The 16,283-nt window shown below is 37.5% G+C and carries 12 protein-coding genes; 8 read left to right on the top strand and 4 right to left on the bottom strand.

Going from position 1 to position 16,283, the window contains the following annotated elements:
- Positions 1–26: 26 nt before the first annotated feature.
- Both IWB64_RS05365 and IWB64_RS05360 read right to left on the bottom strand, forming a co-directional pair.
- Positions 27–3,551 (bottom strand): TraB/GumN family protein, encoded by a 3,525-nt coding sequence (locus tag IWB64_RS05365; RefSeq protein ID WP_194533027.1) that lies wholly within the window; start codon positions 3,549–3,551, stop codon positions 27–29.
- Between the two features lie 143 nt (positions 3,552–3,694).
- On the bottom strand, positions 3,695–4,768 hold the full coding sequence (locus IWB64_RS05360; RefSeq protein ID WP_194533026.1) for a mechanosensitive ion channel family protein: 1,074 nt from the start codon (positions 4,766–4,768) through the stop codon (positions 3,695–3,697).
- Between the two features lie 261 nt (positions 4,769–5,029).
- Here IWB64_RS05360 and hemH point away from each other — a divergent pair, with 261 nt between their 5' ends.
- Both hemH and IWB64_RS05350 read left to right on the top strand, forming a co-directional pair.
- Positions 5,030–6,061 (top strand): ferrochelatase, encoded by a 1,032-nt coding sequence (gene hemH, locus IWB64_RS05355; RefSeq protein ID WP_194533025.1) that lies wholly within the window; start codon positions 5,030–5,032, stop codon positions 6,059–6,061.
- Between the two features lie 39 nt (positions 6,062–6,100).
- Positions 6,101–7,489, top strand: coding sequence for an MATE family efflux transporter (locus IWB64_RS05350; protein ID WP_194533024.1), 1,389 nt, complete (start codon positions 6,101–6,103; stop codon positions 7,487–7,489).
- A gap of 36 nt (positions 7,490–7,525) precedes the next feature.
- Here IWB64_RS05350 and IWB64_RS05345 read toward each other — a convergent pair whose 3' ends face one another.
- Both IWB64_RS05345 and IWB64_RS05340 read right to left on the bottom strand, forming a co-directional pair.
- Positions 7,526–8,854 carry an alpha/beta hydrolase family protein gene (locus tag IWB64_RS05345; protein WP_194533023.1) on the bottom strand — a complete coding sequence of 443 codons (1,329 nt, stop codon included), beginning with the start codon at positions 8,852–8,854 and terminating at the stop codon, positions 7,526–7,528.
- A 59-nt stretch (positions 8,855–8,913) separates the two neighbouring features.
- Positions 8,914–9,729, bottom strand: coding sequence for an EcsC family protein (locus IWB64_RS05340; protein WP_226975812.1), 816 nt, complete (start codon positions 9,727–9,729; stop codon positions 8,914–8,916).
- Between the two features lie 145 nt (positions 9,730–9,874).
- Here IWB64_RS05340 and IWB64_RS05335 point away from each other — a divergent pair, with 145 nt between their 5' ends.
- The 6 genes from IWB64_RS05335 (at position 9,875) to IWB64_RS05310 (ending at position 16,273) form a co-directional block, all read left to right on the top strand.
- On the top strand, positions 9,875–10,558 hold the full coding sequence (locus tag IWB64_RS05335; protein WP_194533022.1) for a TlpA family protein disulfide reductase: 684 nt from the start codon (positions 9,875–9,877) through the stop codon (positions 10,556–10,558).
- Positions 10,559–10,634: 76 nt separating this feature from the next.
- A complete protein-coding gene (locus tag IWB64_RS05330) occupies positions 10,635–11,177 on the top strand; it encodes a CopD family protein (RefSeq protein ID WP_194533021.1) in 543 nt (180 codons plus the stop codon).
- A 159-nt stretch (positions 11,178–11,336) separates the two neighbouring features.
- On the top strand, positions 11,337–12,746 hold the full coding sequence (locus IWB64_RS05325; protein WP_194533020.1) for a sensor histidine kinase: 1,410 nt from the start codon (positions 11,337–11,339) through the stop codon (positions 12,744–12,746).
- Between the two features lie 43 nt (positions 12,747–12,789).
- Positions 12,790–13,569 (top strand): enoyl-CoA hydratase/isomerase family protein, encoded by a 780-nt coding sequence (locus IWB64_RS05320; protein WP_194533019.1) that lies wholly within the window; start codon positions 12,790–12,792, stop codon positions 13,567–13,569.
- 22 nt (positions 13,570–13,591) lie between these two features.
- Positions 13,592–15,142, top strand: coding sequence for a hypothetical protein (locus IWB64_RS05315; RefSeq protein WP_194533018.1), 1,551 nt, complete (start codon positions 13,592–13,594; stop codon positions 15,140–15,142).
- A 57-nt stretch (positions 15,143–15,199) separates the two neighbouring features.
- A complete protein-coding gene (locus tag IWB64_RS05310) occupies positions 15,200–16,273 on the top strand; it encodes a PA0069 family radical SAM protein (RefSeq protein WP_194533017.1) in 1,074 nt (357 codons plus the stop codon).
- Positions 16,274–16,283: the final 10 nt, after the last annotated feature.

Below are 16,283 nucleotides of genomic sequence, written 5' to 3'. Positions count from 1 at the left end.
TACGGATTTAATGTAAAAATACAATTTTATAACCCATGATGGCCATACATGCCATAGCCATGAGGTCTGTAAATATCTGCTCGTTTTCTGTCTTTAAGTTCAAAGGCTTCGGTGAGGTATTCAATAACATCCTTATCTCGGTCCGTATCTTCAATACGCATAGCGTCACTTTCATAAAAAGGCTTGGTTTGTAATCCCTTTCCATTTTCAAATATCAATACATACATAGAAAAATTCTTATCATAATCTTCTTTATTACGCTTTTTGAAGTAGTACCCGGTGTATTGTTTTTCTTTAAATTGTAATGATTTCTGGGTTACAAACACAACAGAATCTTTAGCGGGATTATATTTTGAACCTTCAAAAAGAAGGGCTTCTGCCAAATATTGTTGTGAATTATATGCAGGAGGAAAATGGCTTAGCATATCCGTTTCTTTCAGTTTATTGAACAAAGGCAACCTACCGTTTATATCCAAAGCCATATCTGTTAACTTCTGTTCTGAAACGGGCTTTCCGTTTTTAAGTAACTGGGCTAGGTAAGTAGCTTGTACGCCTGGGTCTTCAATTAATGAAATTTGATTGAAAAATTGTTCTACTGACCTATCAGTGTAAAAAGGGTATAGTAGGATAACATAGTCTTCTAATAATGAGGTGTTGGTTTTACTAGTCCGAGGATTATAAAAATCATTAGGGGTATTTACTATATCCCTACTAAGTTGCCTTTTAATCAGCGTTTTGGCATCGTTTAAAATCTGTGTTCTATACTTTTTATATAGTTTGGGTTTTATGGTATTGGTCATCAATAATTCAGAGAGTAATGAAAAAATAGGTTCCTTGTATTCTGGAATTGAACTGTAGTCCAATAGTTTTGGATATAGTTTTTTTGCCAATTCTAAATTCTCTCGGTAAGGTTTGAAAATAAGGCTGATATTGAATGTATTGGATAGCAGAGGTAAATCAGTCTCCATTAATTCCAACAATAGCTTTGTTGAGGCTTCATCAGATTTTTTGGCAATTTCTTGAAGCAATACTGCCTGTGCGGTGGAGTTATTATAAGATTTCGCATAAAAAATTTTATAGAACTCGGTAAGGTCAATATCTTTTAATTCTGCTAATTCGCGTATAAGGTGCAGCTGAATTTGCCGTTCACCTTTACTTAGATCAAACTCCGAAATATGTTTTTTAAGAGCATTGGCATGTTTGGTTTCGAATTTTATATATCTATAACCGTCAAGAGCAATGCTATCATTAGTGTCCAGTGCATTGAAGAATTCAGGCACTTTATCTTCAAACAAATCTCGACCTATTACAGTATCCTTCGGTACAAAATTGGCAAAGAATTCGGTAATGAAAGTACTCGGTTTTTCAACGGTATCAACTACGCCTTTTAATTCGTAAAGTAGTCCATCTTTCAAAATGTTCTTCACTAAAACACCCCGTGTGCTGGCCGTATCTGTAAGTGTCATTTGCAGTTCGTGGTAACCTTTTGTAGAACTTTTAGTCTCTTCGTTAATTATGGTATATTTTTTATGAGCGTACAGTTTCTTGCGTAAAGCCCAAGCGGAATCCAAATTCTTGAACATCAAAAAATCATGAGATTTGTTCAGTTCTACAGAAACAGCCTCGCCATTTTCATTTTTATAAATTGTTTTTTTATGAAACGCGTCGTATGGTTTTGTTTTGGGCGCGCCATTATAATAATTAGTACTGCTTTCCACAAATTTTGGCGGTTTCACGGTGCTTTTAGTAGTGAAATATAAAGCGGTGTCAATAACAGTTTCAAAAGGTTTTTGTGCTTTACTATTTTTTAGATTGAAACAATCAAAATACAAGGATGCTTCTTTTTCGTTTTCTCCTACCATACCTAACAGGAAGTATTCCCCTCTACGCAAGGCAGTCATGAGGTATAGGCGTTTATTGGTCTTGTGGTCAATTTCAGCAGATGAGGTAAGCCTCCTGCCATTGTAAGAATCATATTCAGGCTTCAGTTTTAAATCCTGATAAAAACGCTTCTGTATTTGTTTCAGTTCAAAAGTATCAACTTCGATAAAATTAAAGTCATTCAAAACAGATTTACGAAGAAAGAAATAATTATCAGCAATAGAATCATAACCTTCAATCCAACGATTACCGCTTCTACTGCGATTTGTAAAGCTATAAAGTGAGGGCATCTGAACCTCAAAATCTTCATATATAGAAGAAATTATTTTAGGACCTTGAACGGAATCCGTTCTAAACTTTAAACTATTAAAAACGGTGTCCGAAAATTTGGTAACGTAATCACCCTCGCCACCCATTTTTATGATGACAAGTTCTAAAGGTGTTTCAAAAATCTGATACCGTTGGCAGTCTCCATTTTTTAATAAGTTCTTAATATCAAGTCCCCTAAACTGACCGTTTTTAATAGCCTTTTTTTCTAGTATTTTACCAGGAATGTTTTCAAAAAGGAGTTTGTCTATTTCCTCTAACGAAAATAGGGCATCTTTCTTTAGAAAAGAGTAGGTAGGAATTCTATTAATAACCACAAAACTACCGTTTGCCAAGTCTGGTGAGACATAGGTGGTCTTACCAATATCAGAAATAGGATATAACTTATTAGGAAGGGCTACACTGAAAAAATTATCCTCAGGACCATGGGTACTGTATTCATTTTCGCGTTTCTTTTGTTCAAATTTAAGTTTTAGCTTTTTGCCTCTAGAAGTCGCTTTTGATAACAAGGGTTTTACGGTATAGCCCTTTTTTCGCAGGAGTGAAATAACACCTTGGTCTCCCGGTAAATGTGCTGCACCTATACCTGTAAAGACTTTTCCTTTTCGCATAACAGAATCCATACGTTTGGCCATGTTAGCGTTCCTTATGAACAACATGTTTTTCATATAATGCGGTGTATACATAGCTCGGTCAATAGAATCTAATAAAGCTATGTTACGTTCCCTGTATGCATCTTGAAGCAAGAACAAAGGGTCTGATTGCTGCATTTTCTTTTGAAGCCATTCGTCCGGTTTTTGTTTGACAGCATTTAGACTGGCCCTGCCTACGAGAGCGGCAGACTCTTCCATGTCTTCTAAGGCAATAATAGGCTTGTTGAATTTTCTGCCTGCTTGATAAATGAACATGTCAAGATAGGTTTCCTCTTCAAAATTCTGAGAAAACTCATTGGTACGGTATAGAATATTGTTCACAATGCGGTCTTCGTAGGCTAAATATGCACCCAATATCTCTTTTCTAGGATTTTCTACTTTAAAAGATCGGGCATAAAAACCTCTGGTAACAAAACCGGCTTCGGATCCGTATGGTGTAGATCCTATTATATTTTCTTTTTCAAGCCAAAGACCTGGATCTGATTCTAGGGCAACCATATCACTTTTATCCAAAGCATCAAAAAAGACATCATCTAGCCTAAAAGCAATTTTTTTGCTAACGTGCATGGTACCGTACAAGTACGATGATTCTTCTAAGCCGTTTCCTGAAATTTCCCATAGAAGACTATTTTTTTCTTGGGCCTGGCCCGAGAAAGAAATAAGCAAAAGAAAAATCGATACGAGTCGCATAAATGCTTTTTTGGTGAGGGATTACTCAATACTTCTGGCATGTGCCTGAAAATCGGAGCTTTATACAAAAGTAGAAAAGTGCCTAGAGCAATATATCCCTATAAACCGTTAAAATAAATATAGGTTTTAAGGTATAACGGCTATTATGGGGTTGTATTTTCTGCAGCTTCCATATTTTCTAAACGCAGTCTGGTACGTGGCAGGCTTTCAGGATAATTTTGTTGTAAGAAGGTAATTAATTTTTCACGAACAAGAACTCGTAAGTCCCATGCAGTAGGTGAGTCTTTAGCACTTACAAGGGCTCTAATTTCAACAGAATTCGTTTTTGAATCGGTAACTTGAATAACATTAACCTCACCATCCCAGAGGTCAGTATTTTCTAGAACTCGAGTTAGTTCTTTCCGAAGCTCATCAAAAGGAACGGAATAGTCGGTGTAAAGAAAAACGGTGCCTAAAATATCGGAAGAGGTTTTTGTCCAGTTTTGAAATGGTTTTTCGATAAAGTAGGTTGTAGGTAGTATCAATCGCCTTTTGTCCCAAATCTGTACTACGACGTAGGTAAGCGTAATTTCCTCAATACGGCCCCATTCTCCCTCAACTACTACAACATCGTCTAATTTGATTGGTTGTGCTATGGCAATTTGGATACCGGCCAGAATGGTGCCGATCATTTTTTGAGCAGAAAAACCAATGATAATACCTGCAACACCTGCAGAAGCAAATATGCTTACCCCAATTTCTCGAATGTTATCAAAGCTCATAAGAGCTATTCCTGCAGCAAGGATAATTATGATAAAAATGACAATTCGTTCTAATATATTAAACTGCGTAGCAACTTTACGGGCGCGCAAATTGTTTGTGGTGTTCATGTCGTAGGTGTGCATGACATGCTCTTTTACTATTTTAATCACTTGGATGATGAGCCAGGTAAAAGCAAAAATAAAAAGTAACGTACTGGTTTTTCTAAAATAGTACTCAAAGTGGTTTAAGCCCAGTAATTGCCTTAAGGAGCCCATTCGTAGTAATATTGAAAGTAAGATAAGGATAATAGGCGTACTAACCTTTTTTACTGAAGAAGGAGGGATTAAGTATTTTGGGTCTTTTCCAAGTCTTCTAAGTATTTTTAGCAATACAAAATAAGCGACCAGTAATACGGTCAATGACCCTAAAAGTAAAAGAAGGGACTTGTAGTTTTCATTAAAAAAATCGTTCAACATAACAGATGGTTCAAGAAGTAATATTAGTTTGTTTTTTTAATCCAACAGGTCTAAATCGCTTATATAATTGATGTTATCTATAACAGCATCAAAAAGTATTTTAATAACATGCAGTTTAGATAAGTTTCAAGGCTTATTTTTGTTAAAATAATACAATTGTCCAAGTAAATGGGCATTTGAAGATAGCCATATTCACTTAAAGCTGAAAGTTCTCTGCCGTGAAATAGCTTGTCTTACAAACCAAAAAAGTATTGCTACACTATGAAAGGAGTTTTATTGGTTAATTTGGGTTCTCCAGACAGCCCTACAGCAAAGGATGTTAAGCCTTATCTAGATGAATTTTTAATGGATGAACGCGTGATCGATGTGCCTAATTGGTTACGTAATATTTTGGTTCGCGGAATTATTCTGCAAACACGTCCTAAAAAATCTGCGGAAGCTTATGCTAAAATTTGGTGGGAAGAAGGTTCTCCGCTAATCGTCCTTTCGGAACGGTTTGCTAATAAGGTAAAAGAACATTCAGATATTCCTATAGCTTTGGGAATGCGTTACGGTAGCATGCCTATAAAAGGTGCTTTGAAAGAATTAAACGATAAAGGTGTAGATGAGGTTTTGTTAGTTCCTTTGTATCCGCATTATGCCATGTCATCCTATGAAACAGTGGTAGTAAAAGTTATGGAAGAGCAAGAAAAGCTTTTCCCTAATATGAAACTTACTACGCTTCCTGCTTTTTACAAAAACCCGGAGTACATACGCGTTCTTTCAGAACGAATTGCCGAAAGCCTGGAAGGTTTTGATTATGACCATATTCTGTTTTCATATCACGGAATTCCGGAAAGACATATTCGTAAGTCAGACCCAACGCGATTTCATTGTAAAATTGATGGCAAATGTTGCCAAACGAACTCTGTAGCACATAATACGTGCTATCGTCACCAGTGTTTTGATACGACCGAATCTGTAAAGGCATATTTGAACCTTCCTGCGGATAAAGTGAGTAACTCTTTTCAATCGCGTCTTCCTAATGATCCGTGGTTAAAGCCATATACAGATTTTGAATTTGAACGTTTTCCAAAAGAGGGTATAAAAAACCTTGCAGTAATTACACCGGCATTTGTTGCTGATTGTTTAGAGACACTAGAAGAAATTGCCATGGAAGGACAACATCAATTTCAGGAAGCTGGTGGTAAAGAATACAAACATATACCCTGTTTGAACGAAAGTGATGCTTGGGTAAAGGTTATGGCCAATTGGATTAAAGACTGGCAAAAAACGGGTGCTTTGCCCGCGTAAGATAGTGTAACGGCTTGTGCAACGTCTAATTGATTAAAAATGGCTAAAGTATCTGCAGAACAATTAGGGTCGGAACCAATAGGGAAGCTTTTGGTGAAACAGGCCTTACCCGCTTCTATTGGTATTTTAGTAATGTCGCTCAATATTTTGGTCGATTCAATTTTTGTTGGCAATTGGATAGGCTCTATTGCCATTGCAGCTATAAACGTAGTATTACCAGTTTCTTTTTTTATTGCCGCACTGGGCATGTCCATTGGTATTGGTGGGTCTAGTATTATTTCTAGAGCACTTGGGGCCGATAACCACGCCAAAGCCATAAAGACTTTTGGCAATCAAATCACTTTAACTTTGCTGATCACTATTATAATGGTAGTGCTGGGGCTTTATTATGTTGATGAGCTAATTCCTGCTTTTGGAGGAAAAGGAACCATTTTTGAACCTGCAAAAATATACTATACCATTGTGCTTTATGGAGTGCCTTTTTTAGCGCTTTGTATGATGGGGAATACGGTAATCCGTGCAGAGGGGAAACCCAAATTTGCAATGATTGCAATGATTATCCCTTCTATTGGTAACCTTTTGATGGACTATGTGTTCATCTATATATTTGATTGGGGAATGGAAGGTGCCGCTTGGGCTACAACCATTGGGTATGTGCTATGTGCGTCCTACATACTTTACTTTTTTCTCTCCGATAAATCTGAACTGAAACTAAAGCCAGCCTGTTTTAAGCTGGAGTTACCTATTATTAAAGAAATTGGTTCTTTAGGCTTTGTTACGTTGTCGCGTCAAGCAACCACAAGCGTAGTTTACCTTTTGATGAACAATATACTTTTTGACCTTGGAGGTGAGGCAATGGTTGCTGTTTATGCCATTATAGGACGTATGTTAATGTTTGCTCTGTTTCCGGTGTTTGGAGTTACTCAAGGGTTTTTGCCTATTGCCGGATTTAATTATGGATCAAAAAAATACCAAAGGGTACGAGAATCAATTATAACCGCCATTAAATATGCTTCATTACTGGCAGCGTTGGTATTTGTTGGGCTCATGATTTTTCCACAAGAAATAGCATCATTGTTTTTAAGTGATAGAGCAGGGCAATCGGCCGGTGATTTGGCAGCGAATGCTTATGTTTTGGAACATATACCTTTAGCTATGCGTTTGGTGTTCGCAGCAACCCCTATTATTGCGTTACAATTGATTGGCGCAGCCTATTTTCAAGCGATTGGAAAGGCAATTCCAGCATTGTTACTCACCTTATCTAGACAAGGTTTCTTTTTTATTCCACTGATTCTAATTTTGCCTGATTACTTAGGTGAACTAGGAGTTTGGCTTTCCTTTCCAATAGCAGATGTGTTAGCTACAATTGTAACCGGTTTCTATCTTAGAAGGGAGATTAGGAATACTTTAGTCGAAAAAGAGACATAGATTCTGCCTCTTCTCGACTTATAATTTTCAATTGTATTATTGTTTCATATTGGCTTCTGCAGCTTTAGCGTGCATCAACTGCATACCTGTTGATGATCTAGGTTTGAAGCCATTCCAATCTTTCTCATTAGATTCCACAGGAACGTCCAAATACTCGGCGTAATCAGCATCTTTTAAGTGGGTTCCCAAAAAAGCAGTAAGAAAGTGTTGGTTGATGTTATTGATTTTTCGCTGATCCCAAGAAGGTTCTGCATATCTGTAGTATTCATCAATGTGTAAACCTGGCTGTAAAGCCTCTGCTGGCGGAGGGTTTGGAGCTACGTTATGTCTCGCATTTTTATAGGTAAGCATATATCGGTCTGCGTTAACAGCACCTTCAAAAATTGCTTTAATACCTTTTTCGTAACCCGAAATATCATCTTGATCACCAGCCACGAATAATGTTGGTTTTTTTAATCCTGCCAGTCCATTAGCATCCCATACACCGCGTTCCATTCCCCATGGGGCAAAGGCAACAACCGCTTTGATTCTTGGGTCTACTTGTTTTTGATATTCGGTATTACTAGCCGCTAAGGTAGAAATTGCAGAGCTTCCACCTGTCATTTGTCCAAAGAAAGCAGTCATACCATCACTATAACCGGCGCCACCAACATTAAGTACACCATAACCTCCCATAGAATATCCAACGATACCAATATTTTCAGAATCTACCATCCCTGAAAGCTGGTCTTCTGATGAAGAGCCTCCTTTTTCGGCAATAGTATGAATTACAAATTTGATGTCTTTTGCACGGTTGAGCAATGTACTCTGAAAAGCATTGGCATCCTTAAAAGTTGAATCCGTATGGTCTATTGAAACCACCACATACCCTTTTGAGGCTAAATTTTCGGTTAAGTAGGTCATAAGATACCTAGAACCTACATATCCGTGAGATACTACTATTAAAGGATATCCACCCTCATTTGCTTTTACTGATGCATCCCGATAAGCTCTACCTTTAAAAGAAAAAGGAACCAATGGGCGTAATGAATCACCTCTGGTACCCATTACCTCTTCATAAGAAACTGTAGCTGTTTTGTTTGCCGGAGCTTCAGAAGGATACCAAACTTCTATGGTAAGTGGTCGGTCATACATAGGGTCTTTGCCCTCCTTTGAGTTTAATATATCTACTTGGTCTTTATGGACCAAGTTAAGTGTGCGCACTCCAACGGTGTAGTCTCCTCTTTCTGCTAATTTAGGTGCGTCGGGGAGTGCATCGCCATATAAAAAATCTTGGGCTTGAATTGTGAGTGTTGCGTATAAAAATAGCAAGGTCGCAGTTATTTTCACGTTTGCTTTACGGGCGAAGGGGACTTTAATTTTCATAGTGTTGAAATTGAGTTGAGTCTAAATGTAATGAAATTACATAAGAAGTTTATGAGACATTAGATTTTTGCAACGGACAGTTCTTCATATTGTAATCTAATTAGCTCTTCGCCATATTTGCGTTCCAGCCTTCTAATGCTAAAATGAGCATGCGCCATATTTTGAAAGTGATCAATGAAGGCAAGATTAATGGTAGCACCTCCTGCAGCGCCTACAATAGGTATGGCTTGGGCTACAAATTTCTCTGAAACCTGTACGCTAAATCTAGATGCTACTTGAGCTATTAATTGTAGTAGGGGGTTGCCCGTGGTGTTCAGTAAAGTGGTTACAGTTTTCCCTGCAATTCCACTAGCGCCTTTAACCGCAGAACTTATGGCTAATTTTGTAGCATAATAGCCGGTATCCAAATTGTCATCATGTTTGCTCTTTCCACCTAAAGCAAAAACTTGTAAACAGGCTAACTGTGAATCAAGGGAATTTAAATCCTCTCCCTCGCTGCGGGCGATATCCATAATGGAGCGCATCATGAGTTTAGTGGCTAATGTAAGGTCTACTGCAAAAGCACTTGCCCCCAATGCTCCACCAATGGCGCCAGAGGAAGTTACCAGCGCCTTGTATAAATTGTTCATGGGCGTAGTTTTGACTTTTTTATTCATCGAAATTAAATTTGTCTTTACTACGGTATGCAACACTTTATACGTAATTTGCTGTAACCAGTTGCGTTGCTTTTGGGGCAACAATTGAATACGACTGTCTATAAGGTTACCCATTTTATTCAGTCCTTGCATGGCCCAGCCTATTTGCTCCATTTTTAGCTTAGCTGAACGTAGCGTAACCAAATCTTCTGGAGTCAATGTGTTTTTTGTAATTTTCAAAATATCTGTTTTATATGGGTAGCTCTAAAATACGCATTACTGCAATTTATTGGGCTAATTAAGGCTACTTTTGTAATACGTTCATTTTTATTACATTTAAGGAAATGAATAGCAAAAATAAGTCTATTCGCATGCCATACCAACCATGAAAAACATCCCCACTTTTTTAGTATTCGCCATTCTATTCTGCACTCAACAAATAGTAGCCCAAAAATTTTTTAAAATAGCAAATGACGTGGTCGATGAGGCTACTTTTAAAGAAGGATTGGCGCTTATTGCACAAGAGTACGATCCGCAAATAGTTACGTATAAAACTTTTGAGCGTGTAACTTCAAAAGATAGTATTATTGAGAATATTTCTATTGTTGTTTTGCAGGAGGACGAGGAAGAAGAAGTTTATAGGGTATTTGATTTTTTAGGAAAGCCTTTACCGGATTTTGAGTTTAGTGACATAACCGGAAGTTCTATTTCAAAACAAAAATTCTCAGGAAAATATACAGTAGTGGGTCTCTATAAAGATGCCGCGCAGGTAAGAAAAGCACATATAAAATCATTGAATGCTTTGGTTAATACAGGGGAGTACAACGCTGTGGCACTTATAGCAAAAAATGGAAATATGGCGGGTATAGCTAAAAGAGCGGATTTCCCTGTTTTGAACGAGTGCATTTCATGGTATATTGATAATATTTCAATACCTGAATCGCCAAAATTTCTGGTCTTGGACGAAACTGGTAATCTGAAGTATATTTTTCAAGAATTTCCACAAAAAGAAGATATCATACAACCTATAGATCCAGTGCACTTAAAGATATATGATATTTTAAGATAGAAACCTTACCGTCTTTTTAGGGAGGAAATTCTTGTTTTTCCTAACTTTGAGGCGATAATACTTAAAGCTAGAACCAGTGTACCAATACATTAAAGCATTGCATCTTATTTTTGTGATTACATGGTTCGCCGGGTTGTTCTATATTCCTAGGTTGTTCATTTATCATATTGAAGCTTCGGCTAAATCTTCTCCTGAAAAAGAAATTCTTACCAAACAGCTAAAGCTAATGACTAAAAGACTTTGGTTTATTATAACATGGCCTTCGGCCGTACTAGCAACTGTTTTTGGTATTTGGTTATTAATTTTAATACCAGTTTGGTTAGAACAACCATGGATGCATGTAAAACTCGCATTTGTTGTATTATTGATTGTTTACCATTTAAAATCGCATCAAATCTTTAAGCAATTGCAAAGAGATGAGATAAAATATAGCTCTAAGTTCATGCGTATTTACAATGAGGGAGCTACTCTTATTTTGTTTGCTGTCGTATTTTTAGTTATTCTCAAAAGTGCTTTTAATTGGATTTTTGGTGTTATAGGTATTATTGTACTTGGTATTCTATTGATGTTAGGTATTAAATTGTACAATAGAATCAGGTCTAAAAACCCTGAGGCGTAGAATAGTTATATGTTAGGCAAGACATTCTCAACACATTAAATCGAAACCATTTTAAGCAGTTAATAAGCATGCGTAGAATGGTGTGATATTTGCTACCTTTGAGTAAACTCCAGTCTTTTGCTTACAAAATTTTCGCTAAGATCACGCATCTTCCTATCTATGATCCTTCTTGTGGTCGTGGCTTCTATTTTGATTGCAGGCGTAACTGTTTACCAGTATAAAGAACAATCAGAAGACTACCATTCAAACCGTTTAGAGCGTAAAGAAGAACAGGTAAGGCAGAGTTTGGAGTATGTTCTTAAGAAAACCACATACCCCGTTACTACCGAAAATCTAGGTCTAATTTTTAATGAAGAGATTTATGAGATTGCCAATGTGCAAAATCAACGGTTGAATATATACGATTTAGAGGGGCAGTTGATTAAAACTTCCAGAGCTAAGTTCGAGGTAGATTCTATATCAAATTGTCTGAGCCCTTACATATTATTCAAGTTAGGGTCTAGTCCAAATAAAAGGTTTGTAGACGAGAAAGCATTGGCTGGTGATAACTATAAAGCGTCCTACACGTATATCACTGATAAGAGATTTAAACCAATTGGTATTTTGAACCTGCCCTACTACGAAGACGATTCGTTCAACAACATGGAGCTCAGGGAATTTCTTTTGCGTTTAGGAGGGGTTTATTTTCTTATGTTGTTAATTGCTATAGGTTTAGCCTATTTCATATCTACATACATTACTCGGTCTCTTCAGACCATTTCTGATATGTTGGACAGGACTGATTTAGGGAAAAGCAACCATAAAATATTGATTGACAATCCTAGCGAGGAAATAGAAAAATTGGTAACCTCTTATAATGCCATGATAGATGAGTTGGAGCATAGTGCCGTAAAATTGGCCCGTAGTGAAAGAGAACAGGCCTGGAGAGAGATGGCAAAACAGGTGGCTCACGAAATTAAAAACCCGCTTACTCCAATGCGCCTTACCGTTCAGAGTTTCGAACGAAAATTTGACCCACAGGATCCCAATATAGATACTAAAATTGCCGAGTTCTCAAAAACGCTCATTCAGCAAATAGATACCATGAGTAGTATTGCCTCTGCTTTTTCCAACTTTGCCGAAATGCCAGCTCAACAGAATGAAACGGTAAACATAGTTGAGATTGTACGTTTGGCTTTGGATATTTTTAATGAAGATTACATTCATTTTATTTCGGAGGAAAAAGAAATTATAACGAAATTAGACCGTACCCAATTGATACGTGTAGTTACCAACTTGGTCAAGAATGCCATACAGGCCATTCCGGAAGTTGACGAGCCTCGAATTGTAGTGTCAGTTTCGTCCGACGGGGATTTTGCTAAACTTTGTGTAGCTGATAACGGAATTGGCATAGAAGAAGAGTTCAAAGAAAAAATATTTGAACCAAAGTTTACCACAAAATCAAGCGGAATGGGCTTGGGTCTGGGGATGGTTAAAAACATTGTAGAGACTTATAAAGGACACATCACTTTTACATCACAACCAGGAAAAGGAACGGTGTTTTCCGTCAAATTTCCAATTGTGAAATAGATTTAAATAAAGTACAAAACATACTACTAAAAAATAACGCGATATGAAATTCAATAATGTTCTGGTAGATGATAAGCAATCTACTGCCATCGTAACCATTAACCGTCCTACAAAACTGAATGCTTTAAATCGTGAGACTATTCTTGAACTCCACGATGCGTTTAAAGCGCTGGAGGCTGATAAATCCATAAAGGTAATTATCTTAACTGGTAGCGGCGAGAAGGCTTTTGTAGCCGGTGCGGATATTTCTGAATTCTCTGACTTTTCAGTAAAAGAAGGCGGTAAATTATCTGCAAAAGGGCACAAAGTTCTTTTTGATTTCGTAGAAAATCTTTCTAAGCCTGTTATTGCTGCAGTCAATGGTTTTGCTTTGGGTGGCGGATTAGAGTTAGCTATGGCATGCCATTTTAGAGTTGCAAGTCATACTGCTAGAATGGGACTTCCAGAAGTTTCTCTTGGTGTTATTCCGGGATACGGAGGTACGCAGCGTTTACCACAATTAGTGGGTAAAGGCAGGGCTTTTGAACTTATTATGACTGCAGGGATGATTGATGTAGAGCGCGCCTTGGATTATGGTTTAATAAACCACGTCGTGTCGCAAGAAGAACTCATTGGGTTTTGTCAGAAGTTGGCAAGTAAGATATCGAATAACTCGCCGGTTGCACTCAGTTATGCAATAAAAGCGGTAAATGCGGGTTTTAAGAACAGTAATGGATATGATGAAGAAATAAAGGCTTTTGGTGCTTGTTTTGGTACCGAAGATTTTAAGGAAGGTACCTCCGCCTTTTTAGAAAAGCGGAAGGCCAATTTTCCTGGCGAGTAACATATCCGCTTAAAACCTACTTATGCGAACCCGAAGAAGCCTAACAGTATTACTGTTTTTGGCTACCCTAACTTTTTCAAATGCACAGGACATTCCTGTAGACTATAAGCTTGGAGAAAATTATTCCGATAGGTATAAATACTCTACAGTACTAGCAATAGACCGTTCCGCTAAAGAACAGACCGTATTGGTACGTACGTACTATGGCGGTATGCCACTAAGGCCAAAAGGTCATTTTATTGAGGTATACGATACCGAACTTAATTTGGTAGCCGACTATAATTATAAATATGCCGGGAAACATATGGTAGACGGTTTTGTGAAAAATGGTCAGCTTTATTTGTTAGAACTGGTTTATGATCATAAGGATGAAGCCTACAACTATGTAGTGCACCAAAGTCCGTTAGATGAATTCAATTTTACAGAAAGAAAGTTGCTTTCCATTCCTTCTAAAGAAGTCATCAATCCGCTTGCAGTTAGCAAATACAATCAAAAATTTGGCAACGGATTTTCAACAGCAACTCATTTTAATGATGACAGGTCTGCTTTTGCAGTAACGGTTCATCACAGGGAAGGGAAAGAAGAAAAATATCACATCTACCTATATGGAACAGATTTAAAACTTCAGTTGGACTATGATTTTAGCGCCAATATTGAAGAAAAGAACTATGCTTTTGAAAATATTGAAGTTTCAAAAGATTTAAAGGAGTTGTACTTAATGGGTAAAGCCTTTTTTAAGAAAAGAAGGTTTGATGTTAAGGAGAGAAGATTTCAATATGAATTGGTTCGTATTACCCAAGATGGTTTTAAAACTCAAGAATTTGCAGATGCTGGAAGGTTTTCAGAATCCTTAAAACCGGTATTGTCTGGTAACGACATGAAGGTAGTAGGCTTCTACGCAGATAGAAAGGATAACAGATATAATGGTTTAGTTTATTTTAATTTGGATGCTAATTCATTGGCTATTAAAGCAAAAAAATACAATCCATTTTCGGATCAGTTTATGTTGGACAAATTTGGCCGCGAGGTAGATGCTGAAATCAAGAACCTTATTTTTAAGAGTTTTCATATTACGCCTAACAATGATATTCTCTTTAGTGCCGAAGAGTATTTTGTAACAGCCGGACAAGACATAGGAACGGGTGCCACCAAAAAGGTAGATCGTTTTCATTACAATGACATTGTGTTAGCAAAGCTGAATGCTTCCGGAGCCATGGAGTGGGCCCGTAACATCAATAAGGCTGAGGTTACCCAGGGGGATGCTTCTTACGCTTCTTATACGGCGTATGGCGAAGGAGAAGACATGTACTTCTTTATCAATTCTGGTGAAAACCCTCAGAAAATGAGCAAGGAGCGAATCTTGTTCAAACAAGGTTTTAGCAGAAACCCTAACATGTTCGTTATTAAAGTGGATGGCTCAGGCGACCTTTCCTATAAGAAATTGATTGATGATAAAGATGTGAGGTTACCTATAATGGTATCTAGACCGTTCATAGATGAGGCTTCTGATCACCTTTTATTTTATGCCAAACGTGGTACAAAAAAGCAATTGGTAGAAGTAACTGTTAAATAGCAGAAGTCTTTATTTAATATTGGATTATTTCCATAAATTTGGAATAAATCCATTAAATTGAAACCTGAATCATACATAAAGGGTCGTGGTGCCCAACAGAACGTTCACAATAAATTTCTTCAAAACGTCTATGAAACGCGAGACGATTTTCTTGAATTCTGTCATATAGAAGGAGAGGAAGCAGATAGGAACAAAACCCAGTACATTCCTATTTTTCCAAAGACTATAGTTAATAAAGTGACCAGCCCAGATGTTGGTATGCTATATTCCATGAATCCCTACCAAGGTTGTGAACATGGTTGTATTTATTGCTATGCTCGTAATACCCATGAATTTTGGGGTTATAGCGCCGGATTAGATTTTGAGCGAAAGATTTTAGTTAAGAAGGATTCTGCCAAATTACTGGAATCTAAATTAAAGAGTAAACGCTGGGAAGCGAGTACCATTGTGCTTTCGGGTAATACGGACTGTTATCAACCAGCCGAGAAAAAGTTTGAAATCACTCGCGATTGTCTCAAGATTTTTTTGAAGTACAAACACCCCGTTGGCATCATAACAAAAAATGCTTTGGTACTTCGTGATTTGGATATTCTAAAGGAACTGGCCAAAGACCAACTGATAGGGGTTAATATTTCGGTGACCTCATTATCTGAAGAAACCAGACACATTCTGGAGCCCAGAACTACGACTATTAAAAAGCGACTGGAAACTATTCGCATATTATCCGAAAATAACATTCCTGTAAATGCTATGTTGGCGCCAATTATCCCGGGAATCAATAGCCATGAGATTATGAATTTAGCGAAAGCGGTTTCTGAAAATGGAGCAAAGTCATTCGCATTCACCGTAGTCAGACTCAATGGCGCCATAGGCCAAGTTTTTACCGATTGGATTCATAAAACCTTGCCGGACAAAGCAGACAAAGTATTGCATCAAATTCAAGAATGCCACGGAGGCTCTTTAAATGATAGTCGTTTTGGTGTTCGCAGTAAAGGTGAAGGTAAGATTGCTACACAAATTCATGATTTGGTACGTCTGGCGCGGCACACTTATTTTAAGAACAAGTCTTTTCCTCCGCTCAACCACGAATTGCATGAGCAGTTTAAAGATGGGCAACTACGATTGTTTTGATAGATGTGTT

The sequence above is a fragment of the Zobellia nedashkovskayae genome (genome assembly GCF_015330125.1).
GTDB lineage: Bacteria > Bacteroidota > Bacteroidia > Flavobacteriales > Flavobacteriaceae > Zobellia > Zobellia nedashkovskayae.
This window is presented reverse-complemented; position numbering and strand designations above follow the sequence as displayed.

What these genes read in the sequence shown, in the direction of transcription:
- IWB64_RS05365 (WP_194533027.1), bottom strand. Translation starts at nt 3,551, where the DNA reads ATGCGACTCGTATCGATTTTTCTTTTGCTTATTTCTTTCTCGGGCCAG.
- IWB64_RS05360 (WP_194533026.1), bottom strand. Translation starts at nt 4,768, where the DNA reads ATGTTGAACGATTTTTTTAATGAAAACTACAAGTCCCTTCTTTTACTT.
- hemH (WP_194533025.1), top strand. Translation starts at nt 5,030, where the DNA reads ATGAAAGGAGTTTTATTGGTTAATTTGGGTTCTCCAGACAGCCCTACA.
- IWB64_RS05350 (WP_194533024.1), top strand. Translation starts at nt 6,101, where the DNA reads ATGGCTAAAGTATCTGCAGAACAATTAGGGTCGGAACCAATAGGGAAG.
- IWB64_RS05345 (WP_194533023.1), bottom strand. Translation starts at nt 8,854, where the DNA reads ATGAAAATTAAAGTCCCCTTCGCCCGTAAAGCAAACGTGAAAATAACT.
- IWB64_RS05335 (WP_194533022.1), top strand. Translation starts at nt 9,875, where the DNA reads ATGAAAAACATCCCCACTTTTTTAGTATTCGCCATTCTATTCTGCACT.
- IWB64_RS05325 (WP_194533020.1), top strand. Translation starts at nt 11,337, where the DNA reads ATGATCCTTCTTGTGGTCGTGGCTTCTATTTTGATTGCAGGCGTAACT.
- IWB64_RS05320 (WP_194533019.1), top strand. Translation starts at nt 12,790, where the DNA reads ATGAAATTCAATAATGTTCTGGTAGATGATAAGCAATCTACTGCCATC.
- IWB64_RS05315 (WP_194533018.1), top strand. Translation starts at nt 13,592, where the DNA reads ATGCGAACCCGAAGAAGCCTAACAGTATTACTGTTTTTGGCTACCCTA.